Genomic DNA, 23,959 nt, shown 5'->3' with positions numbered 1-23,959 from the left:
CGATTCAGGGTTGTGGGTTGACGCGCTCGATCTTCGAGTGCAGCTTGTTCAGCGCCGACAGGTAGGCCTTGGCCGAGGCGACGATGATGTCCGGATCGGCGCCCACGCCGTTGACGATGCGGCCCTCCTTCGACAAGCGCATCGTCACCTCGCCCTGCGACTGGGTGCCGGTGCTGATCGCGTTGACCGAGAACAGCACCAGCTCGGCGCCGCTGCCCACTTCCGATTCGATGGCGTTGACGGTGGCGTCGACCGGGCCGTCGCCCTTGCCTTCGGAGACGTGCTCCTCGCCGTCGACCATGAAGGCCACCTTCGCGCTCGGCGTCTGGCCCGAGGTCGATTGCTGGGACAGGGAGATGAAGCGGTAGTACTCATGCTCCTGCGCCTGTTCCTCGTCCGACACCAGCGCCAGGATGTCCTCGTCGAAGATCTCGGCCTTGCGGTCGGCCAGCTCCTTGAAGCGGATGAAGGCGGCGTTGACCTCCGCCTCCGATTCCAGGTCGATGCCCAGCTCCTGCAGGCGCTGCTTGAAGGCGTTGCGGCCCGACAGCTTGCCCAGCACGATCTTGGTGGCGGCCCAGCCCACGTCCTCGGCGCGCATGATCTCGTAGGTCTCGCGCGACTTGAGCATGCCGTCCTGGTGGATGCCGGAGGCGTGCGCGAACGCGTTGGCGCCCACCACGGCCTTGTTGGGCTGCACGGCGAAGCCGGTGATCTGCGACACCATCTTGGAGGCCGCGACGATCTGCGTGGTGTCGACGCCGACCTCCAGGTTGTAGTAAGCCTTGCGCGTGCGCAGCGCCATCACCACTTCCTCCAGCGCGGTGTTGCCGGCGCGTTCGCCCAGGCCGTTGATGGTGCACTCGATCTGGCGCGCGCCGCCTATCATCACGCCGGCCAGCGAGTTGGCCACGGCCAGGCCCAGGTCGTTATGGCAGTGCACCGACCAGATGGCCTTGTCGGAGTTGGGGATGCGCTCGCGCAGGCGGCGGATGGTTTCGCCGAAAATCTCCGGCACCGCGTAGCCCACCGTGTCCGGGAAGTTGACGGTGGTCGCGCCCTCGTCGATCACGCCTTCCAGCACGCGGCACAGGAAGTCCTCGTCCGAGCGGCTGCCGTCTTCCGGGCTGAATTCGATGTCGTCGGTGAACTGGCGGGCGAAGCGCACCGCGTTGCGCGCCTGCAGCAGCACCTGGTCGGGCAGCATGCGCAGCTTCATCTCCATGTGCAGCTTGGAGGTGGCGATGAAGGTGTGGATGCGTTTGCGTTCGGCCGGCGCCAGCGCTTCGGCGGCGCGCGCGATGTCGCGGTCGTTGGCGCGGGACAGCGAGCAGATGGTCGATTCGCGCACCACCGAGGCGATCGCCTTGATCGACTCGAAGTCGCCCTGCGAGGCGGCCGCGAAGCCCGCTTCGATGACGTCCACCCGCAGGCGCTCGAGCTGCTTGGCGATGCGGACCTTTTCGTCCTTGGTCATCGACGCGCCGGGCGATTGTTCGCCGTCGCGCAAGGTGGTGTCGAAGATGATGAGGCGGTTGGATGAGTTACTCATGATGGCTCCGTGGCTGATGCTTCGTTGCTTGAATTCTCAGGGCCTGCCGCCCCTGTTGGTTTAGCGCCGCTCGCTGGGGTCGCTGGTGTGCTCGTCGGTCTGGATCAGGCTGACCTTCTTGCCCTTGGCCAGCCGCCAGGCCGACACCACATAGCCCGACAGGCCGTAGGCGATGAAGATCGGGAACAGCACCTTCGGCGGGTCGATCGACACCAGCGCGAACACCAGCGCGATCAGGAACACGGCGATGAAGGGCACCGACTTGCGGAAGTTCACGTCCTTGAAGCTGTAGAACGGCACGTTGGTCACCATGGTCAGGCCGGCGAACACGGCGATGCTCCACGAGACCCAGCGCAGTTCGAGGCCGGACACTTCCTGGTCCACCATCAGCAGCACGAAGCCGGCCACCAGCGCGGCGGCCGACGGCGACGGCAAGCCCTGGAAGAAGCGCTTGTCGACCACTTCGATGTTGGTGTTGAAGCGGGCCAGGCGCAGCGCGGCGCCGGCGCAGTAGACGAAGGCGGCGATCCAGCCCAGCTTGCCCAGGCCGCGCAGCGACCACTCGTAGATCACCAGCGCCGGCGCGGCGCCGAAGGACACCATGTCCGACAGCGAGTCGTACTGGGCGCCGAATTCGCTCTGGGTGTTGGTCAGGCGGGCCACGCGGCCGTCCAGGCCGTCGAGCACCATGGCGATGAAGATGGCCCAGGCGGAGTGTTCGAACTTCTGGTTCATCGCCATGACGATGGCGTAGAAGCCGCAGAACAGCGCGGCGGTGGTGAAGGCGTTCGGCAACAGATAAATCCCGCGGTGGCGCGGCCGGTCGAGGTCCTCGCCCCTGGCGCGGCGCGCGAAGCGGCTAAAGCGCGACATCTGGGGCGTTTTCGCTTGGACTGCGCCATTCTTGGCTCGGCGGCGGGGGAATTTGGCCATAGGGTTCCGTTTCTGATTAACTGGTCGTATTGCCCCGTCATTATAGAGGAGGCGACCGTAAAAAAGGGGATGGCGCGCCATCCCCCTATTCTGCCCGGGTTTGCTTATTTGAAGCGCACCTTGCCCACCAGGCGCATCTGCAGCGTGGTTTCGCCCGGTTCGAAGCTGGGCTCTTCCACTGGCGCGGCAACGTTGCTGGCCATGGCGGTGACCATGCGCGACGAGCCTGTGACCGACACGCGGTCGAGGTAATTGCCCGAGCCTTCGAAATCGACCGTGTCCAGCACGGCGTCGCCGAGCTTGCGGCCCATCGCATGCGCGATCGAGTTGATGCGCTCGTTCAGGTTGGCATAGGCGGCGGCGATGCGCTGGTCGTCGAGCTTGCGGGTGGTGTCCGGCGCCAGGCCGAAGTGCAGATTATTCAAGGCCAGCACGCGTTGAGCGGCGGCTACGGTCTTCGGCAATCCCGCCAGGTTGGTGGTGACCACCTGCAGCGACTGACCCACGCGCCAGGCGGTCGGCACGCGCGGCTTGCGCGGCTGGCCGTTCACCGGCGCCGGCTCCTCGGGATACACCGGATAGGTATAGTAGCCTTGGGTCTTCAGGCTGGCCTGGGGATCTTCCTGCTTGACGATGTCCAGGCCCTGCTTCATCTTCTGGTTGACGCGCGAGGCGGCGGCGGCCTTGTCCTTGTCGATTTCCTCGACCGACAGCAGGATCGTGGCCTGGTCGTTGACGTGGCGGACTTCGCCGGAAGCCGGTACGACGACCAGCGTGCCGGCGGTCGGCAGGGATTCCAGCGGCGCGGCCTGCGCGGACAGCGCGCAAGCGGCGATCACGGCGGCGGCCAGGTGTTTCAGTGCAGTCATAACGATCTCCAGGATTAATAGAAAAGCAATCGTCACTGTACCTGAATGTGCGCCGCCGCGCACCGGGCCTTACTTGAAGCGCACCTTGCCGACCAGGGTCATTTGCAGCGTGGTCTCGCCCGGCTCGAAGCTCGGCTCGGCCACCGCGGCGGAGTCCATCATCTTGGCCTCGCGCATCATCATCGGCGCCGGGGCGCCGCCCATGCGTTCCTGAGCGTAGTTGCCCGAGCCTTCGAAGTCGACCGTGTCGAGCACCGCGTCGCCGACCTTGCGGCCCATCGCGCTGGCGATCGAGCCGATGCGCTCGTTCAGGTTCTTGTAGGTGGCGGCGATGCGCTGGTCGTCCAGCTGGCGGGTGGTTTCCGGCGTCAGGCCGAATTGCAGGCCGTTCAGGGTCAGGATCTTCTGGGCGGCGGCCACGGTCTTCGGCAGCTTCTCCAGGTTGGTGGTGGTCACCTGCAGATACTGGCCCACGCGCCAGGCGGTCGGCACGCGCGGTTTGGATGGCTGGCCGTTGATCGTCTGGCGTTCCTCGGGATAGACCGGATAGGTGTAGTAGCCCTGGGTCTTCAGGCTGGCGCCGGGGTCTTCGCGCTTGACGATGTCCAGGCCCTGCTTCATCTTCAGGTTGACGCGCGAGGCGGCGGCGGCCTTGTCCTTGTCCTGCTCTTCGATCGCCAGCGTGGCGACTGCCTGATCGTTGGCGTGCTTGACTTCGCCGAAGGCCGGCACCACGACCAGCGTGCCGGAGGTCGGCAGCGATTCAAGCGGGGCGGCGTGCGCGGCAAGCGCGAAGGAGGCGGCAGCGGCTGCGGCGAAAGTTTTCATGACGGTCATTGCGGGCTCCAAAGTTAAATTTACAACAAGGCGAACTTTACCCGAAATTGCCGCAGCGATATGTAAGACATGGTGAATGTTTGTAACAAACCACCTTGTGCTACAGTGCGCGAAGTATGCATTTTGAAAGCCGATATGTCGTATCCCTATTTGAGTGACGTGATCAAAGCCTGGACCGGCTACGAGCTGCCGCTGCCGCTGGCGACCTTCGGCCTGTTCGTGGCGCTGGGTGCGCTGGTGGCCGGCGCGCTGTTCCGGGCCGAGCTCAAGCGCCTGTATGAGGCGGGCCGGATCGGGCCGGCGCGCGTGCGCGGCGCGGACGTGCCGCCGCAGGACGTGGTCAGCGATTTCATGGTGGTGGTGATGGTGGCCGGCGTCCTCGGCGCACGCCTGTTCCATATCCTGGAGCACACCGACCAGTTTGCCGCCGACCCGATGGGCATGATCTTCACGCGTTCGGGCCTGAGCATTTTCGGCGGGCTGATCCTCGGCACGCTGGCCGGCATGGTGTGCGTGCGGCGCTGGCGCATGCCGGTGCGTCCGCTGCTGGACGCGGCGGCGCCGGCGATGATGCTGGGCTACGCCATCGGCCGCATCGGCTGCCAGGTGTCGGGCGACGGCGACTGGGGCATCGCGGCCAACATGGCGCTCAAGCCGGACTGGCTGCCGGCCTGGCTGTGGGCGCAGACCTACGACAACAACATCTACGGCGAGCTGATCGCCCTGCCCGGCGTGTATCCGACGCCGCTGTACGAAACCGCGATGGCCGCGCTGTGTTTCGCGCTGCTGTGGGCCTTGCGCAAGCATGCGTTCGGCTTCGGCTGGCTGTTCTCTGTGTATCTGATACTGGCCGGCGTGGAGCGTTTGCTGATCGAGCAGATCCGCGTCAATCCGGTGTTCAATGTCGCCGGCCTGCACGCCACGCAGGCGGAGATGATCGCCGTTTCGCTCATCGCACTTGGCGCCGCCGGGGCCCTGCTGCTGCGCCAGCGCGCGGCCCACCGGCCGGCGGCTGGCTAAAGCCGGATCAGTTGGCCCCGGCCAGGAACCAGGCCTTGACGATATCGCGCTCGGCGTCCGTCATGCCGGTGGCGTTATTGAAGGGCATCGCACGGGTGACCACCACCGCATCGTAAATGTTCTGCGCCTGGGCATGTATATTGGCGGAGCTGTTCAGCTGAACGCCACCCTGCGCGAAACTGCCTGTATGGCAGCTGAGACAGCGCTGGCTGATGATGCCGCTCACGGTCGAGAACGCCGGAGGTGGCGCGGCCGCGGCAAGCAAGGTATTGATCGTCGCGTCGACCAAGGAACCGAAGGTGGCGGGGTCGGTATTCGCGTCCACCGAAGCAAGCATCGCCCGCGCTGTCGCCGACGCGGCTTGCCCCTTGTAGGCATTGACGCGCGCATCGGTGTTGAGGGCGGCGGTGAAGGCCGAGCTGATCGCGACGCGGTTGTTGATCAGCCTGGCGTCGAGCAAGCCTTGCGGCGTGGTGTTTTGCAGCGCCGAAGACATAATGGTCAACGCCGCGTTGGACCGGCTCAGCAAATTGCCGTTCAGCGCATTGGTCCAGAAAGCCTTGCCGGTGGGCGCCGGCGAGCGCCCCAGCACGTTCTGGAAAATGGCGATGACAAAGGCCTCGTTGTCGCCGGAATACAAGGCTGCCGATTCCTTGCTGGTGCTAAAGCTGTCGATCAGCGCATGGACGTTGGCGTCGTTGGCGTAGCCTATGGTCATGGCGCCGATGCCGGTTGGCGCGTTCAATTGCTGCAACTGCGCCTCGAAATTGACCAGCGCGCCGCTATCGGCCGGTCGGCCGAAGTATGAGATATACAGCTGCTGCACCAGCGGTGCGTAGTCGGTGGCATTGACGGCACCAAGACGCACCGTGCCAGCCAGGCGCGTCATCTGCGTGGGCGGCGCGTCCGTCCCGCCACCGCCGCAAGCGGCAAGAAGGAGCGCGACAAGGAATGGAACTGCAGACTTGAATGAGATGTGCATGGCGTATCCACAAGTGTGATTTCCTGTGAATGCGCCCCGCAGCGAAAAAGGTTCAAAAAAAACGTGAAAATGCCAGCTCCGCTATACGGAGGCAACTTGCTCCGCCATGCCGCCGCCGGACTTAAACAATATCCAGCCCAGGAGCGCAAAGGCGGCGAGGACCAGGGCGCCGACGAAATAGGCGCCGAACATCGCGAAGGAATCGGCCGGCACCAACTTGCGGAACTCCTCGCTCGTCAACATGCACGCCATCGACAAGATGACGAATCCGTTAAATGCCGACATGGACAACAGCATCACGCCGGTATCCTTCTTCCAATTGCGCAGGCCGGTCAATGCCAGCGCGATGGCAAGCGCGATGAAGGCTGGCACCGAGAATCCGGCCAGCATGGCGGCCTTGCCCATGGCAGGGAAGCCGCTCATGAAGGCCAGCATGCTGACCATGTAGAAAAAGAAGCCGGCGATGACCTGGCAGATAACGCTCAGTACCTTACGCATCGTTAGCCGCCATCTGCCCGCTGAAGTAGGCGTTGGCCTTCGGGCGGTACAGGAAGAAGGCAAAAATCGCCAGCAGGATGGCGCCGGGCACCATCGCCACTTTCATCGGCGACGTCGCCAGACCGACCACGAGGCCCAGCACGCTCCAGGCAAAATACACCAGCCGTCCCCAGCCCAGGCCTTTCAACATGGCGACGCCCGTCGCCACGCTGACGGCCAGGCCGACAAACATCATGGCGTATTGGACGGACAGCGGCAGCAGGCTCTTGGACATGAGTTCGCGCACGATGGGTTTGTCCATGCTGACGTAGCTGGAGACTAAGGAAATGAGCGAGGTGACGATCAGTATCCAGGCGATGACGCTGACGGAGGTAGGACGTTTCATAGTTCTAAGAGGAAGTAAATCGTCCGGCAATAGTACCTGAAAGAAACTTCGCAATATGCGCACATATTCACACCGGAACGCGCGGACGCAAAAAAGCCGGCAACCAGTGCCGGCTTTTTCGTGGCGAAGAGCAAGCTTAGTTCTTCGACTGGTCGACCATCTTGTTCTTGGCGATCCAAGGCATCATGGCGCGCAGTTTTGCGCCGACTTCTTCGATCTGGTGCTCGGCGGTCAGGCGACGGCGCGAGATCAGGGTCGGAGCGCCCGCCTTGTTTTCCAGGATGAAGGACTTGGCGTACTCGCCGGTCTGGATGTCTTTCAGGCACTGACGCATCGCGTCCTTGGTGGCCGAGGTCACAACCTTGGGACCGGTCACGTACTCGCCGTATTCGGCGTTGTTCGAGATCGAGTAGTTCATGTTGGCGATGCCGCCTTCGTAGATCAGGTCGACGATCAGCTTCAGCTCGTGCAGGCACTCGAAGTAAGCCATTTCCGGAGCGTAGCCCGCTTCGGTCAGGGTTTCGAAGCCGGCCTTGATCAGCTCGACCGCGCCGCCGCACAGGACAGCCTGTTCGCCGAACAGGTCGGTCTCGGTCTCTTCGCGGAAGTTGGTCTCGATGATGCCGGCACGGCCGCCGCCGTTGGCCGAGGCGTACGACAGGGCGATGTCGCGGGCGATGCCGGACTTGTCCTGGTACACGGCGATCAGGTGCGGCACGCCGCCACCCTGGGTGTAGGTGGCGCGCACGGTGTGGCCTGGGGCCTTCGGTGCGACCATGATCACGTCCAGGTCGGCGCGCGGCACGACTTGGCCGTAGTGCACGTTGAAGCCGTGGGCGAAGGCCAGCACCGCGCCTTGCTTGGCGTGCGGCGCGACGTTTTCGTTGTAGACCTGGGCGATGTTCTCGTCCGGCAGCAGGATCATGATGACGTCGGCGGCCTTGACCGCGTCGTTCACTTCCGCCACTTTCAGGCCGGCCTTCTCGACCTTGCTCCACGAGGAGCCGCCCTTGCGCAGGCCGACGGTCACATTGACGCCGGAGTCGCTCAGGTTTTGCGCGTGGGCGTGGCCCTGCGAGCCGTAGCCGATGATGGCTACGTTTTTGCCCTTGATCAGGGAGAGGTCAGCGTCTTTGTCGTAGAAAACTTTCATGGTATTTCCTTAGTAGTATTTTTGAATTTGATTAAACTTTGAGGATGCGTTCGCCGCGTCCGATGCCGGAACCGCCGGTACGTACCGTTTCCAGGATGGAAGCGCGGTCGATCGAATCGATGAACGCGTCGAGCTTGCTCTTGGCGCCGGTCAGTTCAATCGTGTAAGTCTTCTCGGTGACGTCGATGATGCGGCCGCGGAAGATGTCCGCCGTGCGCTTCATCTCCTCACGCTCCTTGCCCACCGCGCGCACCTTGATGAGCATCAGTTCGCGCTCGATGTGCTGGCCTTCGGTCAGATCGACCACCTTGACCACCTCGATCAGGCGGTTCAGGTGCTTGGTGATCTGCTCGATGATGTCGTCCGAGCCGGTGGTGACGATGGTCATCCGCGACAGGGTCGCGTCCTCGGTCGGCGCCACGGTCAGCGTTTCGATGTTGTAGCCACGGGCCGAGAACAGGCCCACCACGCGCGACAGCGCGCCGGCTTCGTTTTCCAGCAAGACAGAGATAATGTGTCGCATGTTATAAGTCCTCCGAACCCAACAGCATTTCAGAGAGCCCTTTGCCCGCTTTCACCATCGGCCAGACGTTTTCCGATTGATCGGTAATGAAGTTCATGAAGACCAGCTTGTCCTTCATGGCGAAGGCGTCGCGCAGCGCGCCGTCGACGTCGCCCGGCTTCTCGATGCGCATGCCGACGTGGCCGTAGGCTTCAGCCAGCTTCTCGAAGTTCGGCAGCGAATCCATGTAGGACTCGGAATAGCGCGAACCGTAGTCGATCTGCTGCCACTGCCGGACCATGCCCAGGAAGCGGTTGTTCAGCATGATGATCTTCGGCGTCAGATGGTATTGCTTGCAGGTCGCGAGTTCCTGGATGCACATCTGGATCGAGCCTTCGCCGGTGATGCAGGCAACGGTGGCGTCCGGGTTGGCCATCTGCACGCCCATGGCGTACGGCAGGCCCACGCCCATCGTGCCCAGGCCGCCCGAGTTGACCCAGCGCTTAGGCTTGTCGAACGGGTAGTACTGCGCGGCCCACATCTGGTGCTGGCCGACGTCGGAGGTGATGAAGGCGTCGCCCTTGGTCACTTCCCACAGCTTCTGCACCACGGACTGCGGCTTGATCACCAGGTCCGAGGTCGGATACTTCAGGCAATCGCGGCCGCGCCATTCGGCGATCTGCTTCCACCAGTCCTTGAGCGCGGGCGCGTTCGGCTTGGCGTCCGCGGCGTCGAGCTGGGCCAGGAATTCGATCAGCACGTCCTTGACGTTGCCGACGATGGGGATGTCCACCTTCACGCGCTTGGAGATCGACGAGGGATCGATGTCCACGTGGATGATCTTGCGCGGGTTGGAGGCGAAGTGTTTCGGGTTGCCGATCACGCGGTCGTCGAAGCGGGCGCCGATGGCGATCAGCACGTCGCAGTGCTGCATCGCCATGTTCGCTTCGTAGGTGCCGTGCATGCCGGGCATGCCGACGAATTTCTCGTCGCTGGCGCGGTAGGCGCCCAGGCCCATCAGCGTGTTGGTGACCGGGAAGCCCAGCTTGTCGACCAGCTTGTTGAGCTCGGGCGAGGCGTTGGCCAGGATGACGCCGCCGCCGGTGTAGATCATCGGGCGTTCGGCCTGCAGCAGCAGCTGGACCGCCTTGCGGATCTGGCCCGAATGGCCCTTGTCGACCGGCTTGTACGAACGCATCTCGACCTCTTTCGGGTACGAGAAGGTCGTCTTGTGCATCGAGATATCCTTCGGGATGTCGACCAGCACGGGGCCTGGACGGCCGGTGCGGGCGATGAAGAAGGCTTTCTTGACGGTTTCCGCCAAATCCTTGACGTCTTTGACGAGGAAGTTGTGCTTGACCACGGGGCGGGTGATGCCGACCGTGTCGCATTCCTGGAAGGCATCCTGGCCGATGGCGTGGCTGGGCACCTGGCCCGAGATCACGACCATGGGGATGGAATCCATGTAAGCGGTGGAAAGACCTGTCACGGCATTGGTGACGCCCGGGCCGGACGTGACCAGCGCGACACCAACCTTGTTCGAGCTGCGCGAGTACGCGTCGGCGGCATGCACTGCGGCCTGTTCGTGACGCACGAGAACGTGTTGGAATTTGTCTTGCTTGAAGATGGCGTCGTAGATATACAGGACGGCTCCGCCCGGATAGCCAAAGACGTGTTCTACGCCTTCCTCGGCCAGGCAGCGCACCAGTATTTCAGCGCCTGTGAGCGTGTTCGCTCCGGATGATGCGGTTGCTTCGGTATTCATGAAACATTCCTTTCAAGGTCCATAGGAGATTGATCGGATGCTCTTTCCTAACGAAGTAGGCCCACCTCTACAGCATTGCCCTGCTTCCCTTTATCTCTGCAGTCACACCTGCCTCTTCCGTCAACCGTAGTGACGTGCAAAGCAGTGCTAGCTGCAAACTCTCGTTTGGCCGGATCTGTCTGTAGCGGTTCTGCGTACCTCTCGCGCTTGTGGCACGGGTTAGAGCAAACTGCTGACATATGAAAGCGCGTCTCGTCGATTGCGGCGTTGTGTGCCTGCTGCGACCAGACCATAGAGCTTCGGGGTGTTCAAAGCGTCCCATACGGTACACCGGGCGCACCGGTTTGGGCAAGGGAAATATCGAAAAATTCCGCATTGCGGAGCATTTTGCATCGTCCACGCCGCAAAAACCATGCAGAAATGGCTAATTTTTGCTAGCATGCGCTCAGTTCACGAGCCGCCATCAAGCGGCCCAGCGCCGGCTTTCCCGGCAGTACCCACACCCGACGCATGGCCACAGACAAAGAATTATCCGACTTTCTCGAAAACGTCGAGCGGCGTGCCTTTAAACAAGCCGTCTACGCAGTGCGCAAGGACGAATCCGCATTGGACATCGTGCAGGACGCGATGATCAAGCTCGCCGAGAAGTACGGCGACAAGCCGGCCGCCGAGCTGCCGATGCTGTTCCAGCGCATCCTGCAAACCACCATCCTCGACTATTTCCGCAGGGAAAAGGTCCGCAACACCTGGGTCAGCCTGTTCTCCGGCATGGGCCCCTCGGGCGACGAGCACGAGGACTTCGACCTGCTCGAATCCTATGCCGCCGAAGAGGGCTCCGCCGCCGCCGAGTCCAGCGCCGACCAGGTCGAGCGCCAGCAGATGCTGGCGCTGATCGATGCCGAAGTACAAAAACTTCCGGCGCGTCAACGAGAAGCCTTCCTTATGCGTTATTGGCAGGACATGGATGTAGCTGAAACAGCCGAAGCGATGGGATGTTCCGAGGGGAGCGTGAAGACACATTGCTCCCGCGCAACACACACGCTCGCCGAATCGCTCAAAGCCAAGGGAATCAAATTATGAATACCGACGATCTGAATTTCGCTTACAAGGTGCGCCACGCGCTCAACGAGCACCTGGACGATCTGCCCGCATCGACCACCGACCGCCTGGCGCAAGCGCGCAAGCTGGCGCTCGCCCGCAAGAAGGCCCATGTGGAGGCGCCGCTGAAGGTGCGCGTGCGCAAGACCGCGCTGGCCGGTGCCGGCACCGGCTTCTTCTCGTTCAGCTGGATGACCCGCATGAGCGTGGCCCTGCCCCTGCTGGTGCTGGTGGGCGGCCTGGCCGGCATCTACCAGTACGAGCAGGAGCAGCGCGTGGCCGACCTGGCCGAGCTCGACGCCGCCGTGCTGTCCGACGAATTGCCGCTGTCCGCCTATCTGGACCACGGTTTTAACGCCTATCTGGCCCAAAGCGAGTAAGCGGCATGGCATTGAGCGGTCACGCAACATGGGGCGCTAAGGCGGTGGCGGTATTGACGGTGGCAAGCGCAGCGCTGGTCGGCTGCGGCCGTTCGGAGACGCCGGCGCAGCCCGGCGCGCAAAGCGCATCCGCGGCCGGCGCGCAGCCGGGCGCCGCGGCGGGCAAGCACGCGCCCGCCAAGTCGGCGGACAAGACCATGTGGAAGGATTTGACGCCCGCGCAACAGCAGGCGCTGGAGCCGCTGGCCTCCGAGTGGGACCAGATGGAACCTATCCGCAAGCAAAAATGGCTGGGCATCGTCAAGCGCTACGCCTCGATGAAGCCGGACGAGCAGGCCCGCGTGCAGGAACGCATGCGCGAATGGGTCAGGATGACGCCGGAAGAACGCCGCCAGGTGCGCCAGAACTTCGCCCGCGCGCAGAAGATCGATCCGTCGCAGAAGACCACGCAGTGGGAATCCTACCAGCAGCTTTCTGAAGAGCAGAAGAAGGAACTGGCGGCCAGGGCGGCGACCAAGAAGCAGGTCGCCAATCTGCCGACGCCAACCCAGAGCAAGATGAAAACCGTGGCGCCGATCAAGCCATCCGTGCCGACCGGCGCCGGCCCGGCCGCGACGCCCGTGGTGGTAGCGCCGCCCGCCGCCGCACCGGCGCCCGCGCCAGCGCCCGGCATCGACCCGGCCACCGGCGCGCCGATCCCCAACGCATCGAACGTCGCACCCGTGATCGCGCCTGCCGCGCCGGCATCCGTTCCGCCCGCCCAGCCCGCCAACAGCAATGTCAAATAAGCAGCCTGCCACCATTCCCACCGTCAAGCGCCGTCTGATTTCGATGGTCTATGAAACCCTGCTGGGATTCGCGGTGCTGTTCCTGCCCTTCCTGATTTTTGAAGTCGCCGTCCACGGCAGCCACACGCCAACCCTGGAGCACATGCGCCAGGCGCTGGCCTTCCTGGTGCTGGGCGCCTACTTCATCCACCAGTGGAGCCGCGACGGCCAGACGCTGGCGATGAAGACCTGGCGCCTCAAGCTCGTGCGTCCCGGCCACGGCCACCTGTCGCTGCAGACCGCCGCCGTGCGCTACCTGCTGAGCTGGATGTGGGTGCTGCCGGCGCTGCTGGCGGCACTGGTGCTGGACCTGCATCGGTGGCAGGCGCTGGGCGCGGTCGGCGCCGGTATCCTGCTGTGGTCGCTGACGGCCTTCCTCGACAAGGACCGCCAGTTCCTGCACGACAAACTGACCGGCACCCGCCTGGTCCAGCTACCGCCGCCGGAAAAGAAAAAGAAGGCCGTGCCAGCGGTGTAATTCTTGCAATCTTCTGTGGCAGAATAGGCCTTTCGCCACAGGGGGTACAAATGACCAAAGTTGTTTGCATGATGTACGGGGCGGCCCTCGCCCTGTCAGTCTCCGCCGCGTTCGCGGCCGACATTCCCGCCGCGCCCGTTGCGCGGGTTGAACCAGTCAGCGACACCTACTTCGGCGAGGCCGTGGTCGACCGCTACCGCTGGATGGAAAACGACAAAGACCCCGAGTGGCTACCCTACCTCAAGCAGCAGAACGCCCACGCCCGCGCCGTGCTCGACGCGCTGCCCAAACGCGACGCGCTGCTGGCCCGCATCCAGCAGCTGTCCGGCGACGTGGCCACGCCGGCGCGCGTGCAGAAGGCTGGCGCCCGCCTGTTCTACCAGCAGCGTCCGGCCGGCGCCAACAACTTCAAACTGTTCGTGCGCGAGGGAGGCAAGGACCGCGTGCTGGTCGATCCGACCAAGCTCGACACCAAGACCAGCCACGTCTCGCTGGACTGGTGGCAAGCCTCGCCGGATGGCAGCAAGCTGGTCTACGGCCTGTCCAGGGACGGCAGCGAAGACTCGGTGCTGCAGATCATGGACGTGCGCACCGGCGCCATCCTCAAGGAACGCATCGCCGACACGCAGGCCGCCGATCCAAGCTGGCTGGACGACAGCTCCGGCTTCTTCTACAACCAGCTGACTGGCAAGAACAACACGCCGGAACGCTACCTCGATTCGACGGCCCGCTTCCACAAGCTGGGCACCGATCCGGCCAAGGATCCTCTGCTGATGAAGCGCGGCTTCGATCCGGCGATCGCGTATGAAAAAATCCAGGCGCCATACATCGGCACCTCGCAGCACTCCGCCACCGCGCTGCTGATGCTGGCGGACGTGCGGCATGAGAAGCGCATCTACGCCGCGCCGCTGCGCGATGTGGTCAAGGGCAAGGCCAAGTGGCAGCTGGTGGCCGACTTCGCCGACGAGGTGACCGACGTCGACCTGCACGGCGACGACCTGTATCTGCTGTCGACCAAGGACCATCCGCGCGGCCGCCTGCTGAAAACCTCGGCCAGCGCGCCATCTCTGCCCGAGGCCACCGAGGTGGTGGCCGAGTCCAAACTGGTCCTGCAAGGCATGGCGCGCGCCAAGGACGGCCTGTACCTGCGGGCGATGGACGGCGGCCCGAGCGCGCTGCAGCGCCTGGGCAACGACGGCAAGCTGACCACCATCGCCCTGCCCTTTGAAGGCACGCTGCGCGAGATCGAGGCCGATCCGAACGCGCCGGGCGTGCTGGCCCTGCTGACCGGCTGGCTGGAACCGGCCGGCATCTGGAGCGTGGCCGCCGACGGCAAGATGAGCGACACCGGCATCACGCCGAAACCAGCCATCGACACCAGCGCCTACACCACCGAGCGCCGCTACGCCACCGCCAAGGATGGCACGCAGATTCCGTATAGCCTGATCTACAAAAAAGGCCTGAAGATGGACGGGAAAAATCCGGCCTTCATCTCGGCCTACGGCAGCTATGGCTCGGCGGCGTACACGCCGTCATTCGCTGGCCGCACGCTGGCATTGGCCGACCAGGGCGCCATCATCGGCTACGCCAATGTGCGCGGCGGCGGCGAGTTCGGACGCCAGTGGCACCGCGCCGGCCAGCTGGAAAACAAACCGAACACCTGGCGCGACTTGATCGCCGTGTGCGAGGACATGAACGCCAAGGGTTATACGTCACCGGCCAACCTGGCGATCGGCGGCCGTTCGGCAGGCGGCATCACCATGGGCCGCGCGCTGGAAGAGCGGCCGGACCTGTTCGCGGCGGTGGTGTCGGGAGTGGGCTGGCACAATCCGCTGCGCTACGTGGCGGAGCAGAACGGCTATGGCGAGGAACCTGAATGGGGCGCGATCGCCGATCCCGCCGGCTTCAAGGCGCTCAAGAGCATCGACAGCTACCAGCAGGTGGTCGACGGCACCAGGTACCCGGCCATCATGCTGACCACCGGCGTGACCGATCCGCGCGTGGCGCCCTTCCATCCGGCGAAGATGGCGGCGCGCCTGCAGTCGGCCACCGCCAGCGGCAAGCCGGTGATACTGCGGGTGGACTTCGACGCCGGCCACGGCATGGGCTCGACCCGCGCGCAGCAGGACGTGGAAGCGGCCGATACCTACGCCTTCATTTTGTCGCAGACCACCGCGAAGTAATCAGAAGCGCTCGTGATCCTGCAGGTAGCGCCACTCGCCTACCGGCAGGCTCGCCATCGCGATGCGGCCGATGCGGATGCGCTTCATCGACACCACGGTCAGGCCGACCAGCTTGCACATATGTTCGATCTGGCCCGGCTTGGGATTCTTGGGCGCGAAGCGCAGGCGGTTCTCGTTCTGCCAGCTGACCTTCATCGACGGCAGCGGCTTGCCGTTGAACGGCAGGCCGTGGTTCAGCAGCGCCAGGCCGTTTTCCGCGATCGTGCCGGTCACCTCGGCGATGATCTCGTGCTCGATCTTGGCCGCTTCGTCGACCAGCTTGCGGCTGACGCGGAAGTCCTGCGTGAACACCAGCAGGCCGCTGGCCTTGGTCTCCAGCGGCGTGGTCAGGGTCAGGTTGGCCAGGTGGCGCTTAAGGAAGCGCTGGCCCGGCGCGGAGCGCGTCAGCGAAGCGGGATTGAGCAGATGCACCGCCGGTGAACCGTCCTTGCCGATGCCGCCGTTGGCGCCCACCGGCTTGTGCAGCAGGATCGTCACCGGCAGGATCTCCAGCAGCGTGGCGTCGGGTGCGACTTCGATCTTCTGTTCCATCGTCACACGCGCGCCCGCCTCCTCCACCACGACGCCGTCCACGCTGACGAAACCGCCCTCGATATAGAGTTCGGCTTCGCGGCGCGAGCAGGGGCGCATCTCCGACAGGCGCTTGGCCAGGCGGATGCTGTTATCAGTGGTGGTGTCGGTCATCCGAAGAAATCTCCAAAAACGGTAATGGCGCGGTCGATGTCCTCGCGCGACGCATCCATGTGCGTGACGATGCGCAGGTGCGGCGACATCGATACGCGTATGCGGGTCAGTTGCAGCACATCGTTCAGGCCACGGCAAGCGTCGGCCGGGATATCGACGTAGAAAATATTGGTTTGCGGCGTGCTGACCTTGATGCTTTTCAGCTTGGCCAGTTCGCCCGCGAAGTAAGCGGCGTTGTCGTGGTCTTCCGCCAGCCGTTCGAAGTTGTGCTGCAGGGCGTACAAGCCGCCAGCCGCGATCATGCCGGCCTGGCGCATGCCGCCGCCCAGCATCTTGCGCCAGCGTTTGGCCTCGGCGATCAGCGGCTTGCTGCCGCACAGGACGGAGCCGACCGGCGCGCCCAGGCCCTTGGACAGGCACACCGATACGGAATCGAAGCCCGCCACCGCCGCGCGCGGGCTCACGCCCAGCTTGACGGCGGCGTTGCAGACGCGCGCGCCGTCGAGGTGCGTGGCCAGGCCGCGTTCATGTGCCAGCGTGGTCGCCTGCTTCAGGTAGTCCAGCCCGAGCACGCGGCCGCCGTTGGTGTTCTCCAGCGCCAGCAGCTTGGTGCGCGCGAAGTGGAAATCGTCCGGCTTGATGTAGGCTTCGATGTCGGCCAGCGCGATGCCGCCGTCAGGCTGGTTGATGATGGGCTGCGGCTGGATACTGCCCAGCACCGCGGCGCCGCCGCCTTCGTAGCGGTAGGTGTGGGCTTCCTGACCGACCAGGTATTCATCGCCACGGCCGCAGTGGGCCAGCAACGCCAGCAGGTTGCTCTGCGTGCCGGACGGCGCGAACAGCGCGGCCTCGTAGCCGAACAAGTCGGCCGTGTATTCCTGCAAGCGGTTGACGGTCGGATCATCGCCGTAGACATCGTCGCCGACGTCCGCCGCGTTCATCGCGGCGCGCATCGCCGCGCTGGGGCGGGTGACGGTGTCGCTGCGGAGGTCCAACCATTTTTCGTTCAGCTCACTCATCGTTCCATCACCCTTTTTGATTTACTGTTTTGCTACCTGCTCGGTGAAGAAGCGGTTGCCCATCTCCTCCAGCCCCAATGTCTCCAGCACTTCCTGCAAGCGTTCCGATGGCCGCTGGCGCGGCAGGTTCTTGTAGGTGGCGATGATCAGCTCATTCTTCATCGAGTGCTCCCAGCCCACCAGCTCCGTCACGTTGACCTGGTAGCCATGGGCTTCCAGTTGCAGGCAGCGCAGCACGTTGGTGATCTGGCTGCCGAATTCGCGCGTGTGGATCGGATGGCGCCAGATCTCGGTCAACGCGGACTTGGCCAGCGACTTGGCCTTGTTCTTCTTCAGCACCGTCGCCACTTCCGCCTGGCAGCACGGCACCAGCACCATGTACTTGGCCTTCTTCTTCAGCGCGAAGTGGATGGCGTCGTCGGTCGCCGTGTTGCAGGCGTGAAGCGCGGTGACGACATCAATCTGGTCCGGCAGCAGCTTCGATTCGGTGGACTCGGCCACCGACAGCGGCAGGAAGGACATGCCAGGGAAGTTAAACTGCTTGGCCAGTTCCTGCGAACGCGCCACCAACTCTTCGCGCGTCTCGATGCCGTAGATGTGCGAGCTGTCGTTCAGCGCCTTGAAGAATAGATCGTAGATGATGAAGCCGAGGTAGGACTTGCCTGCGCCGTGGTCCACCAGCGACACGCTGTCCTTCTCGGCCAGCACTTCCTTCAGCAGCGGCTCGATGAACTGGTACAGGTGGTAGACCTGTTTCAGCTTGCGGCGGCTGTCCTGGTTCATCTTGCCGTCGCGGGTGAGGATGTGCAGCTCTTGCAGCAGCGCGACGGTCTGGCCCTCGCGGATTTCCGGCATGTTGTCCGCGCCGGTGACGGTTGCGCCGATCTTGGCCGCTTGCTTATTTGGCTTCATCGATCCACGCCTGCTGTATCGCTTCGAGGACTTTTTCACCGCCGCGCGTGTGGTCGTCGTCGAACTCTTCGAGGTCGACGATCCAGTTGTGCAGATCGGTGAAGCGGATAGTCGCCGGATCGATGTCCGGGTGCTTATCGTAGAGCGCTTCCGCAATCGCGGTGATGTCGGTCCATTTCATCTCAGTGCCCGCCTTCGCTTGCGTGATTGATGGTGTATTTCGGGATCTCGACGACCAGGTCCTCGTCCGCCACCACGGCCTGGCACGACAGGCGCGACACGGCTTCCAGGCCCCAGGCCTTGTCCAGCAGGTCTTCCTCGGTCTCCGAGGCTTCGTTCAGCGAGTTGAAGCCTTCGCGCACCAGCACGTGGCAGGTGGTGCAGGCGCAGGACTTCTCGCAGGCGTGCTCGATGTGGATGTCATTTTCAAGCATGACGTCGCACAGCGTCTTGCCGGCTTCGGCTTCGATGACGGCGCCGTCCGGGCACAGTTTTGCGTGGGGCAGGAATACGATTTGTGGCACTTGATACCTCTAGGTTTGTTTAAACTACCTGGTCCAGCGTCTTGCCGGCCAGTGCGCTGCGCACGCTGCGATCCATGCGGCGCGATGCGAATTCCTCGGTGCCGTTGGCCAGCGCTTCGACGGCGGACTTCACCGCCGCGTGGTCGGCGGCGCCGGTCTGCGATTGCGCGACCACGTCGCGCACCTTGTTCATCAACGCATCGACGGCCACGCGTTCTTCGTCCGACAGCAAGCCCGCATCTTCGTCCAGCGCCGATTGCGTGGCCAGCATGATGCGCTCGGCCTCGACCTGCTCTTCGCGCAGTGCGCGGGCGACCATGTCCACATCGGCCGACTTGTACGAATCCTGCAGCATGCGTGCGACGTCGTCGTCGCCCAGGCCGTAGGCCGGCTTGACGACGATCGACGCTTCCACGCCGGAGCGCAGCTCGCGCGCGGACACCGACAGCAAGCCGTCCGCATCCACCTGGTAGGTGATGCGGATGCGCGCGGCACCGGCCACCATCGGCGGAATGCCGCGCAGCTCGAAGCGCGCCAGCGAACGGCAGTCGGACACCAGCTCACGCTCGCCCTGCAGCACGTGCACCGCCAGCGCGGTCTGGCCGTCCTTGAAGGTGGTGAACTCCTGCGCGCGGGCGCAAGGAATGGTCGAATTGCGCGGGATGATCTTCTCGACCAGGCCGCCCATGGTCTCGATGCCGAGCGACAGCGGGATCACGTCCAGCAGCAGCCAGTCGTCGCCTGGCGCACGGTTACCGGCCAGCAGATTGGCCTGCACCGCCGCGCCCAGCGCCACCACCTTGTCCGGGTCGATGTTCGCGTGCGGGATGGTGTGGAAGTATTCGCTGACCGCGCGCTGCACATGCGGCATGCGGGTCGCGCCGCCGACCATGACCACGCCATCGATATCGTCCGCGTCGACGCTCGCGTCGCGCAGCGCCTTCTTGATGGCCTTCATGGTCTTGTCGATCAGGTGCTTGGTGATCTCCTGGAAGGTCTCGGCGGTGATCTTCAGATGTACTTCCTCGCCGGAGCCGAGGATCGCATCGACGGTCACTTCGTTCTTGGTCGACAGCTGCTCTTTCGCTTCGCGCGCTTTCACCATCAGCACGGCGGTATCCTCGTCCGACAGCGGCGCCAGTTTTTCCTGCTGGTGGATGTAGCAGAACAGACGGTGATCGAAATCGTCGCCGCCCAGCGCGGAATCGCCGCCGGTGGACAGCACCTCGAACACGCCCTTGCTCAGTTTGAGGATGGAGATGTCGAAAGTGCCGCCACCCAGATCGTAGACGGCGTACAAACCTTCCGAACCGTTATCCAGGCCGTAGGCGATGGCGGCGGCGGTAGGCTCGCTCAGCAGGCGCAGCACGTTGATGCCGGCCAGCTGCGCCGCATCCTTGGTGGCCTGGCGCTGCGCGTCGTCGAAGTAGGCCGGCACGGTGATGACCGCGCCCACCAGATCGTCGCCCAGCGAATCCTCGGCGCGCTGGCGCAGCGTGGCCAGGATCTGCGCCGAGATCTCGACCGGGCTCTTGACGCCGGCGATGGTCTTAAGCTGCACCATGCCAGGCGTGTCCTGGAAATCGTAGGGCATGTTTTCCGCGTAGGCGATATCGGCCAGGCCACGGCCCATGAAACGCTTGACGGAGACGATGGTGTTCTTCGGATCGGTGGTCTGCGCGGCCTGCGCCTTGTAGCCGATGTTGGCATGGCCGTTGGGCAGATAGCGCACCACGGACGGCAGCAGCGGGCGGCCATCCTCATCGTTCAGCACTTCTGGAATGCTGTTGCGCACCGTGGCGACCAGCGAATTGGTGGTGCCCAAGTCGATACCGACCGCCAGCCGATGCTGGTGCGGTGCGGTGGACATGCCTGGTTCGGAAATTTGCAGAAGTGCCATTTATATTTTCACGCCATGCGGCTCAGATTGCATTAAGACGTTGAGGAAATCATCAACGTTCGACTCTTTTATTTTTACTGCTTCAAACAAATCATCGGTGAACGGCGTAAGCGGAAACTCAAACTCCACATCACCAGCTGAATCTAACAATACCAGTCCGACACGCTCGCCCCAACGTTCTTCAGTCTCGGAGATAGCATAGCGATATCGCTCCTGAAACAGCCCCAGGCGTTTCCCTCCGTATTCCGCCTCAAAGAAATAGGGAAAGACTGAATTCGTGCCGCCGGTCAGACTCTGCGGTGGATTCTTTCTGGACCATTGCATTTCTCCGAGGTGCGTCAATCGGAAAATCTGAAAAACGCCGCGCTCAAAACGATCAAACTTGTCTTCGCTCATTTTCTGCTCCAACCTTGATCAACTTGATCATGTTCAAGCGACCTCACCAAACCCATGCCTTTGCCGTATATGTCAATCAACACGTTGCTGGTGACGCTGGATGAAGCCAACTGGGCAGATTCAACCAGATTCAATAACTGCTTCGCGATGATCGCAGAATCTCCGAACGCCTTCCTCACCACATTTTTTACGTCTACCTGCAAGTGATTGAGTGAAATGACCACGGCATCCCGTTTTTCAGAGGGCTTGGCCATCGCCGCATTTAGCTGGCGTAACGACTCCCTCAGGTTTTTTACTACATCGGGAATGGTTGCCTTGAAGAGGTAGCGTTTCTCAATCTGTCTTAATTTGACTAGTGCGTAAAACGATGCCAAGCCACCGAGGATCTTGACGCCCTCAGAAATATATCCGAGCAAGATCGCGACATCGGGCATCAGGCATCCTCTAACTGACTTAACGCTCCATCTATTTCCTGCTTCATTTTTTCCAAAAACATCAACGCGCGCACGCCTTGCGCCGCCGCGTGGAAGTCGCCGGCGTCGATCTGCTTTTCGATCTCCGCCAGGCGCGCCTTGCGTTCGTTGCGCAGCTGCTTGTCGAGCGATTCGAGCGCGTCGCTGTCCTTGGCGGCGCGGGCGTCGCCCAGTTCTTCGCGCCATTCCATCTGCTGCATCAGGAAGGCCATCGGCATCGCCGTGTTGGACTCGGTCTGCAAATCGACGCCATTCAGCTCGCACATGTACTGCGCGCGCTTCTGCGGATTCTTCAGGGTCTGGTAGGCTTCGTTGGCGCGGGTGGCCCACTGCATGGCGACGCGCTTTTCGGCGTCGGTGGCATTGACGAATTTGTCGGGATGGACGCGGCCCTGCACGTCGCGGTAGGCGCTGTCCAGCGCCCCCGCGTCCACGGCAAACTGCTGCGGCAGATTGAACAGCTCAAAGTGATTTTGCATGGCTTATCAGATGCGGAAGCTCTCGCCGCAACCGCAAGCGTCTTTCTCGTTCGGGTTATGGAACTTGAAGCCTTCGTTCAAGCCTTCGCGCGCGAAATCTAGCTCGGTGCCGTCGATGTACGGCAGGCTTTTCGGATCGACGAATACTTTGACGCCGTGCGATTCGAACACGCTGTCTTCCGGCGCGACTTCGTCCACGTATTCCAGCTTGTAGGCCAGGCCCGAGCAGCCGGTGGTACGCACGCCAAAACGCAAACCGACGCCTTTACCACGGCGTTCGATGTAGCGGTTGATATGCTTGGCTGCTTTTTCGGTCAGGGTGATTGCCATTTGATTCTCCGTGCCGGCGGCGATGTACGCCGCCGGTTAAAACAGACTTAGGCCGCGACTGGGTGCTTGGTCTGGTAGTCCAGTACCGCTGCCTTGATGGCGTCTTCCGCCAGGATCGAGCAGTGGATTTTCACCGGCGGCAGCGCCAGCTCTTCGGCGATCTGCGTGTTCTTGATGGCCAGGGCCTGGTCCAGCGTCTTGCCCTTGACCCATTCGGTCACCAGCGAGCTCGATGCGATGGCCGAACCGCAGCCGTACGTCTTGAACTTCGCGTCTTCGATCAGGCCATCGGCGCCGACCTTGATCTGCAGCTTCATCACGTCGCCGCAGGCCGGCGCGCCGACCATGCCGGTGCCGACGGTCTCGTCACCCTTTTCGAACGCGCCCACGTTGCGTGGATTTTCATAGTGGTCCAACACTTTTTCCGAGTAAGCCATTTTGATGCTCCTGTATCTTAAAAATTAGTGGGCTGCCCATTGGATCGAGCTGATGTCGATGCCCTCTTTGAACATGTCCCACAGTGGCGACAGCTCACGCAGTTTGTGTACCTTGGACTTCATCAGATTAACGGCGAAGTCGATGTCCTCTTCGGTGGTGAAGCGGCCGATGGTGAAACGGATCGAGCTGTGCGCCAGCTCGTCGCTGCGGCCCAGCGCGCGCAGCACGTACGACGGTTCCAGCGATGCCGACGTGCAGGCCGAACCGGACGACACGGCCAGGTCTTTCACGGCCATGATCAGCGACTCGCCTTCGACGTAGTTGAAGCTGACGTTCAGGTTGTGCGGCACGCGGTGTTCCATGTCGCCGTTGATGTAGGTTTCTTCGATCTCCTGCAGGCCCTTGGCCAGGCGGTCGCGCAGACCCTTGATGCGGGTGATCTCGCTGTCCATTTCCACTTTGGCCAGGCGGAACGCTTCGCCCATGCCGACGATCTGGTGGGTAGGCAGGGTGCCGGAGCGCAGGCCGCGCTCGTGGCCGCCGCCGTGCATCTGCGCTTCGATACGCACGCGTGGCTTGCGGCAGACGTACAGCGCGCCGATGCCTTTGGGACCGTAGGTCTTGTGGGCGGTGAAGGTCATCAGGTCGCACTTGGTCTTTTGCAGGTCGATCGCCACCTTGCCGGTCGCTTGCGCGGCGTCGCAGTGGAAGATGATGCCTTTCGAGCGGCACAGCGCGCCGATCTCGTCGATCGGCTGGATCACGCCGATCTCGTTGTTGACCAGCATGACGGAGACCAGGATGGTGTCCGGGCGGATGGCTGCGGTCAGCTGCTCGATGGTGATCAGGCCGTTGTCCTGCGGTTCCAGGTAGGTCGCCTCGAAGCCCTGGCGTTCCAGTTCGCGCACCGTGTCCAGCACTGCCTTGTGCTCGGTCTTGACGGTGATGATGTGCTTGCCCTTGGTCTTGTAGAACTGGGCCGCGCCCTTGATGGCCAGGTTGTTCGACTCGGTGGCGCCGGAGGTCCAGATGATTTCACGCGGGTCGGCATTGACCAGCGCCGCGACGTGGCCGCGCGCCTCCTCCACCGCCTTCTCCGCGGTCCAGCCGTACATGTGGCTGCGCGAGGCCGGATTGCCGAACTGCTCGCGCAGGTAGGGAATCATCATGTCGGCGACGCGTGGATCGATCGGCGTGGTGGCCGAGTAGTCCATGTAGATCGGGAAATGCGGGGCGGTCTGGAACTTCACTGGCGCGATGTTTTTTTCAGGGGCGTTCATCT

Annotated in this window: 28 protein-coding genes; 6 read left to right on the top strand and 22 right to left on the bottom strand. The window is 63.1% G+C overall.

The genetic code is table 11. The annotated features are described in order from the left end of the window. Positions 1 to 4 precede the first annotated feature (4 nt). The 4 genes from AC07WS_RS23225 to AC07WS_RS23210 all read right to left on the bottom strand — a co-directional run bounded on the left by AC07WS_RS23225 (position 5) and on the right by AC07WS_RS23210 (position 4,191). A complete protein-coding gene (locus AC07WS_RS23225) occupies positions 5 to 1,552 on the bottom strand; it encodes a 2-isopropylmalate synthase (RefSeq protein ID WP_494731353.1) in 1,548 nt (515 codons plus the stop codon). Positions 1,553 to 1,612: 60 nt separating this feature from the next. Then, the gene (gene pssA, locus AC07WS_RS23220; protein WP_494731352.1) at positions 1,613 to 2,485 is read right to left on the bottom strand and encodes a CDP-diacylglycerol--serine O-phosphatidyltransferase; all 873 of its coding nucleotides are present in this window, start codon (positions 2,483 to 2,485) and stop codon (positions 1,613 to 1,615) included. A 104-nt stretch (positions 2,486 to 2,589) separates the two neighbouring features. Then, entirely contained in the window at positions 2,590 to 3,354 is a 765-nt protein-coding gene (locus tag AC07WS_RS23215; protein WP_494731351.1) for an SIMPL domain-containing protein, read from the bottom strand. 69 nt (positions 3,355 to 3,423) lie between these two features. Then, positions 3,424 to 4,191 (bottom strand): SIMPL domain-containing protein, encoded by a 768-nt coding sequence (locus AC07WS_RS23210; RefSeq protein WP_494731350.1) that lies wholly within the window; start codon positions 4,189 to 4,191, stop codon positions 3,424 to 3,426. A 135-nt stretch (positions 4,192 to 4,326) separates the two neighbouring features. Between AC07WS_RS23210 and AC07WS_RS23205 the strand changes: the two genes are divergently transcribed. Continuing rightward, positions 4,327 to 5,211 carry a prolipoprotein diacylglyceryl transferase gene (locus AC07WS_RS23205; RefSeq protein ID WP_494731349.1) on the top strand — a complete coding sequence of 295 codons (885 nt, stop codon included), beginning with the start codon at positions 4,327 to 4,329 and terminating at the stop codon, positions 5,209 to 5,211. A gap of 7 nt (positions 5,212 to 5,218) precedes the next feature. On the opposite strand, the gene AC07WS_RS23200 is transcribed toward AC07WS_RS23205, so the two are convergent. The 6 genes from AC07WS_RS23200 to AC07WS_RS23175 all read right to left on the bottom strand — a co-directional run bounded on the left by AC07WS_RS23200 (position 5,219) and on the right by AC07WS_RS23175 (position 10,496). Continuing rightward, positions 5,219 to 6,193 carry a DUF4214 domain-containing protein gene (locus AC07WS_RS23200; RefSeq protein ID WP_494731348.1) on the bottom strand — a complete coding sequence of 325 codons (975 nt, stop codon included), beginning with the start codon at positions 6,191 to 6,193 and terminating at the stop codon, positions 5,219 to 5,221. An 81-nt stretch (positions 6,194 to 6,274) separates the two neighbouring features. Continuing rightward, entirely contained in the window at positions 6,275 to 6,691 is a 417-nt protein-coding gene (locus AC07WS_RS23195) for a hypothetical protein (RefSeq protein WP_494731347.1), read from the bottom strand. Beyond that, entirely contained in the window at positions 6,684 to 7,076 is a 393-nt protein-coding gene (locus tag AC07WS_RS23190) for a hypothetical protein (RefSeq protein WP_494731346.1), read from the bottom strand. The genes AC07WS_RS23195 and AC07WS_RS23190 overlap by 8 nt, the downstream gene beginning before the upstream one ends. A gap of 136 nt (positions 7,077 to 7,212) precedes the next feature. Continuing rightward, positions 7,213 to 8,229 carry a ketol-acid reductoisomerase gene (gene ilvC, locus AC07WS_RS23185; RefSeq protein WP_161094931.1) on the bottom strand — a complete coding sequence of 339 codons (1,017 nt, stop codon included), beginning with the start codon at positions 8,227 to 8,229 and terminating at the stop codon, positions 7,213 to 7,215. Positions 8,230 to 8,260: 31 nt separating this feature from the next. Then, on the bottom strand, positions 8,261 to 8,752 hold the full coding sequence (gene ilvN, locus AC07WS_RS23180) for an acetolactate synthase small subunit (protein WP_008450481.1): 492 nt from the start codon (positions 8,750 to 8,752) through the stop codon (positions 8,261 to 8,263). A gap of 1 nt (position 8,753) precedes the next feature. Next, on the bottom strand, positions 8,754 to 10,496 hold the full coding sequence (locus tag AC07WS_RS23175) for an acetolactate synthase 3 catalytic subunit (protein WP_494731345.1): 1,743 nt from the start codon (positions 10,494 to 10,496) through the stop codon (positions 8,754 to 8,756). A gap of 510 nt (positions 10,497 to 11,006) precedes the next feature. Between AC07WS_RS23175 and AC07WS_RS23170 the strand changes: the two genes are divergently transcribed. From AC07WS_RS23170 to AC07WS_RS23150, 5 genes are read left to right on the top strand one after another with little or no spacing between them, the layout of a single operon-like run. Further along, a complete protein-coding gene (locus AC07WS_RS23170; protein ID WP_117013433.1) occupies positions 11,007 to 11,576 on the top strand; it encodes an RNA polymerase sigma factor in 570 nt (189 codons plus the stop codon). Further along, positions 11,573 to 11,974 carry a DUF3619 family protein gene (locus AC07WS_RS23165; protein ID WP_494731344.1) on the top strand — a complete coding sequence of 134 codons (402 nt, stop codon included), beginning with the start codon at positions 11,573 to 11,575 and terminating at the stop codon, positions 11,972 to 11,974. Before AC07WS_RS23170 ends, AC07WS_RS23165 begins: the two co-directional genes overlap by 4 nt. Positions 11,975 to 11,979: 5 nt before the next feature. Continuing rightward, positions 11,980 to 12,762, top strand: coding sequence for a DUF3106 domain-containing protein (locus AC07WS_RS23160; protein ID WP_494731343.1), 783 nt, complete (start codon positions 11,980 to 11,982; stop codon positions 12,760 to 12,762). After that, the gene (locus tag AC07WS_RS23155) at positions 12,752 to 13,279 is read left to right on the top strand and encodes an RDD family protein (RefSeq protein ID WP_494731342.1); all 528 of its coding nucleotides are present in this window, start codon (positions 12,752 to 12,754) and stop codon (positions 13,277 to 13,279) included. The genes AC07WS_RS23160 and AC07WS_RS23155 overlap by 11 nt, the downstream gene beginning before the upstream one ends. 50 nt (positions 13,280 to 13,329) lie before the next feature. Next, positions 13,330 to 15,462: a prolyl oligopeptidase family serine peptidase gene (locus tag AC07WS_RS23150; RefSeq protein WP_494731341.1), complete on the top strand. Its 2,133-nt coding sequence runs from the start codon at positions 13,330 to 13,332 to the stop codon at positions 15,460 to 15,462. Here the strand turns inward: AC07WS_RS23150 and AC07WS_RS23145 are convergent, their stop codons facing one another. Genes AC07WS_RS23145 through AC07WS_RS23090 form a run of 12 tightly spaced genes read right to left on the bottom strand, consistent with a single transcriptional unit; the run spans position 15,463 to position 23,957 of the window. Beyond that, positions 15,463 to 16,206: an rRNA pseudouridine synthase gene (locus AC07WS_RS23145; protein WP_494731340.1), complete on the bottom strand. Its 744-nt coding sequence runs from the start codon at positions 16,204 to 16,206 to the stop codon at positions 15,463 to 15,465. Further along, positions 16,203 to 17,225, bottom strand: a complete 1,023-nt coding sequence (ltaE, locus tag AC07WS_RS23140) for a low-specificity L-threonine aldolase (protein ID WP_494731339.1) — start codon at positions 17,223 to 17,225, stop codon at positions 16,203 to 16,205. Before ltaE ends, AC07WS_RS23145 begins: the two co-directional genes overlap by 4 nt. A 21-nt stretch (positions 17,226 to 17,246) precedes the next feature. After that, on the bottom strand, positions 17,247 to 18,137 hold the full coding sequence (locus AC07WS_RS23135; RefSeq protein WP_494731338.1) for a class I SAM-dependent methyltransferase: 891 nt from the start codon (positions 18,135 to 18,137) through the stop codon (positions 17,247 to 17,249). Beyond that, a complete protein-coding gene (iscX, locus tag AC07WS_RS23130; RefSeq protein ID WP_117013425.1) occupies positions 18,124 to 18,318 on the bottom strand; it encodes a Fe-S cluster assembly protein IscX in 195 nt (64 codons plus the stop codon). Before iscX ends, AC07WS_RS23135 begins: the two co-directional genes overlap by 14 nt. Before the next feature lies 1 nt (position 18,319). Continuing rightward, positions 18,320 to 18,661 (bottom strand): ISC system 2Fe-2S type ferredoxin, encoded by a 342-nt coding sequence (fdx, locus tag AC07WS_RS23125; protein WP_117013424.1) that lies wholly within the window; start codon positions 18,659 to 18,661, stop codon positions 18,320 to 18,322. A 19-nt stretch (positions 18,662 to 18,680) separates the two neighbouring features. Beyond that, positions 18,681 to 20,561 carry a Fe-S protein assembly chaperone HscA gene (gene hscA / locus AC07WS_RS23120; RefSeq protein ID WP_494731337.1) on the bottom strand — a complete coding sequence of 627 codons (1,881 nt, stop codon included), beginning with the start codon at positions 20,559 to 20,561 and terminating at the stop codon, positions 18,681 to 18,683. Next, on the bottom strand, positions 20,562 to 20,957 hold the full coding sequence (locus AC07WS_RS23115; RefSeq protein WP_176361942.1) for a hypothetical protein: 396 nt from the start codon (positions 20,955 to 20,957) through the stop codon (positions 20,562 to 20,564). It abuts the gene before it with no gap. Further along, complete coding sequence (locus AC07WS_RS23110; RefSeq protein WP_494731336.1) at positions 20,954 to 21,391, bottom strand: hypothetical protein; 438 nt, start codon at positions 21,389 to 21,391, stop codon at positions 20,954 to 20,956. Before AC07WS_RS23110 ends, AC07WS_RS23115 begins: the two co-directional genes overlap by 4 nt. Beyond that, complete coding sequence (hscB, locus tag AC07WS_RS23105; RefSeq protein ID WP_494731335.1) at positions 21,391 to 21,909, bottom strand: Fe-S protein assembly co-chaperone HscB; 519 nt, start codon at positions 21,907 to 21,909, stop codon at positions 21,391 to 21,393. The genes AC07WS_RS23110 and hscB overlap by 1 nt, the downstream gene beginning before the upstream one ends. 6 nt (positions 21,910 to 21,915) lie before the next feature. Further along, positions 21,916 to 22,239, bottom strand: coding sequence for an iron-sulfur cluster assembly protein IscA (gene iscA, locus AC07WS_RS23100; protein WP_117013419.1), 324 nt, complete (start codon positions 22,237 to 22,239; stop codon positions 21,916 to 21,918). A 47-nt stretch (positions 22,240 to 22,286) separates the two neighbouring features. Then, positions 22,287 to 22,676 carry a Fe-S cluster assembly scaffold IscU gene (gene iscU, locus AC07WS_RS23095; RefSeq protein ID WP_008450509.1) on the bottom strand — a complete coding sequence of 130 codons (390 nt, stop codon included), beginning with the start codon at positions 22,674 to 22,676 and terminating at the stop codon, positions 22,287 to 22,289. Positions 22,677 to 22,700: 24 nt separating this feature from the next. Next, a complete protein-coding gene (locus tag AC07WS_RS23090) occupies positions 22,701 to 23,957 on the bottom strand; it encodes an IscS subfamily cysteine desulfurase (protein WP_494731334.1) in 1,257 nt (418 codons plus the stop codon). Positions 23,958 to 23,959: the final 2 nt, after the last annotated feature.

Source organism: Duganella sp. GW821-FHT01E12 (assembly GCF_059422325.1).
This window is presented reverse-complemented; position numbering and strand designations above follow the sequence as displayed.

What these genes read in the sequence shown, in the direction of transcription:
- AC07WS_RS23225 (WP_494731353.1), bottom strand. Translation starts at nt 1,552, where the DNA reads ATGAGTAACTCATCCAACCGCCTCATCATCTTCGACACCACCTTGCGC.
- pssA (WP_494731352.1), bottom strand. Translation starts at nt 2,485, where the DNA reads ATGGCCAAATTCCCCCGCCGCCGAGCCAAGAATGGCGCAGTCCAAGCG.
- AC07WS_RS23215 (WP_494731351.1), bottom strand. Translation starts at nt 3,354, where the DNA reads ATGACTGCACTGAAACACCTGGCCGCCGCCGTGATCGCCGCTTGCGCG.
- AC07WS_RS23210 (WP_494731350.1), bottom strand. Translation starts at nt 4,191, where the DNA reads ATGACCGTCATGAAAACTTTCGCCGCAGCCGCTGCCGCCTCCTTCGCG.
- AC07WS_RS23205 (WP_494731349.1), top strand. Translation starts at nt 4,327, where the DNA reads ATGTCGTATCCCTATTTGAGTGACGTGATCAAAGCCTGGACCGGCTAC.
- AC07WS_RS23200 (WP_494731348.1), bottom strand. Translation starts at nt 6,193, where the DNA reads ATGCACATCTCATTCAAGTCTGCAGTTCCATTCCTTGTCGCGCTCCTT.
- AC07WS_RS23195 (WP_494731347.1), bottom strand. Translation starts at nt 6,691, where the DNA reads ATGCGTAAGGTACTGAGCGTTATCTGCCAGGTCATCGCCGGCTTCTTT.
- AC07WS_RS23190 (WP_494731346.1), bottom strand. Translation starts at nt 7,076, where the DNA reads ATGAAACGTCCTACCTCCGTCAGCGTCATCGCCTGGATACTGATCGTC.
- ilvC (WP_161094931.1), bottom strand. Translation starts at nt 8,229, where the DNA reads ATGAAAGTTTTCTACGACAAAGACGCTGACCTCTCCCTGATCAAGGGC.
- ilvN (WP_008450481.1), bottom strand. Translation starts at nt 8,752, where the DNA reads ATGCGACACATTATCTCTGTCTTGCTGGAAAACGAAGCCGGCGCGCTG.
- AC07WS_RS23175 (WP_494731345.1), bottom strand. Translation starts at nt 10,496, where the DNA reads ATGAATACCGAAGCAACCGCATCATCCGGAGCGAACACGCTCACAGGC.
- AC07WS_RS23170 (WP_117013433.1), top strand. Translation starts at nt 11,007, where the DNA reads ATGGCCACAGACAAAGAATTATCCGACTTTCTCGAAAACGTCGAGCGG.
- AC07WS_RS23165 (WP_494731344.1), top strand. Translation starts at nt 11,573, where the DNA reads ATGAATACCGACGATCTGAATTTCGCTTACAAGGTGCGCCACGCGCTC.
- AC07WS_RS23160 (WP_494731343.1), top strand. Translation starts at nt 11,980, where the DNA reads ATGGCATTGAGCGGTCACGCAACATGGGGCGCTAAGGCGGTGGCGGTA.
- AC07WS_RS23155 (WP_494731342.1), top strand. Translation starts at nt 12,752, where the DNA reads ATGTCAAATAAGCAGCCTGCCACCATTCCCACCGTCAAGCGCCGTCTG.
- AC07WS_RS23150 (WP_494731341.1), top strand. Translation starts at nt 13,330, where the DNA reads ATGACCAAAGTTGTTTGCATGATGTACGGGGCGGCCCTCGCCCTGTCA.
- AC07WS_RS23145 (WP_494731340.1), bottom strand. Translation starts at nt 16,206, where the DNA reads ATGACCGACACCACCACTGATAACAGCATCCGCCTGGCCAAGCGCCTG.
- ltaE (WP_494731339.1), bottom strand. Translation starts at nt 17,225, where the DNA reads ATGAGTGAGCTGAACGAAAAATGGTTGGACCTCCGCAGCGACACCGTC.
- AC07WS_RS23135 (WP_494731338.1), bottom strand. Translation starts at nt 18,137, where the DNA reads ATGAAGCCAAATAAGCAAGCGGCCAAGATCGGCGCAACCGTCACCGGC.
- iscX (WP_117013425.1), bottom strand. Translation starts at nt 18,318, where the DNA reads ATGAAATGGACCGACATCACCGCGATTGCGGAAGCGCTCTACGATAAG.
- hscA (WP_494731337.1), bottom strand. Translation starts at nt 20,561, where the DNA reads ATGGCACTTCTGCAAATTTCCGAACCAGGCATGTCCACCGCACCGCAC.
- AC07WS_RS23115 (WP_176361942.1), bottom strand. Translation starts at nt 20,957, where the DNA reads ATGAGCGAAGACAAGTTTGATCGTTTTGAGCGCGGCGTTTTTCAGATT.
- AC07WS_RS23110 (WP_494731336.1), bottom strand. Translation starts at nt 21,391, where the DNA reads ATGCCCGATGTCGCGATCTTGCTCGGATATATTTCTGAGGGCGTCAAG.
- hscB (WP_494731335.1), bottom strand. Translation starts at nt 21,909, where the DNA reads ATGCAAAATCACTTTGAGCTGTTCAATCTGCCGCAGCAGTTTGCCGTG.
- iscA (WP_117013419.1), bottom strand. Translation starts at nt 22,239, where the DNA reads ATGGCAATCACCCTGACCGAAAAAGCAGCCAAGCATATCAACCGCTAC.
- iscU (WP_008450509.1), bottom strand. Translation starts at nt 22,676, where the DNA reads ATGGCTTACTCGGAAAAAGTGTTGGACCACTATGAAAATCCACGCAAC.
- AC07WS_RS23090 (WP_494731334.1), bottom strand. Translation starts at nt 23,957, where the DNA reads ATGAACGCCCCTGAAAAAAACATCGCGCCAGTGAAGTTCCAGACCGCC.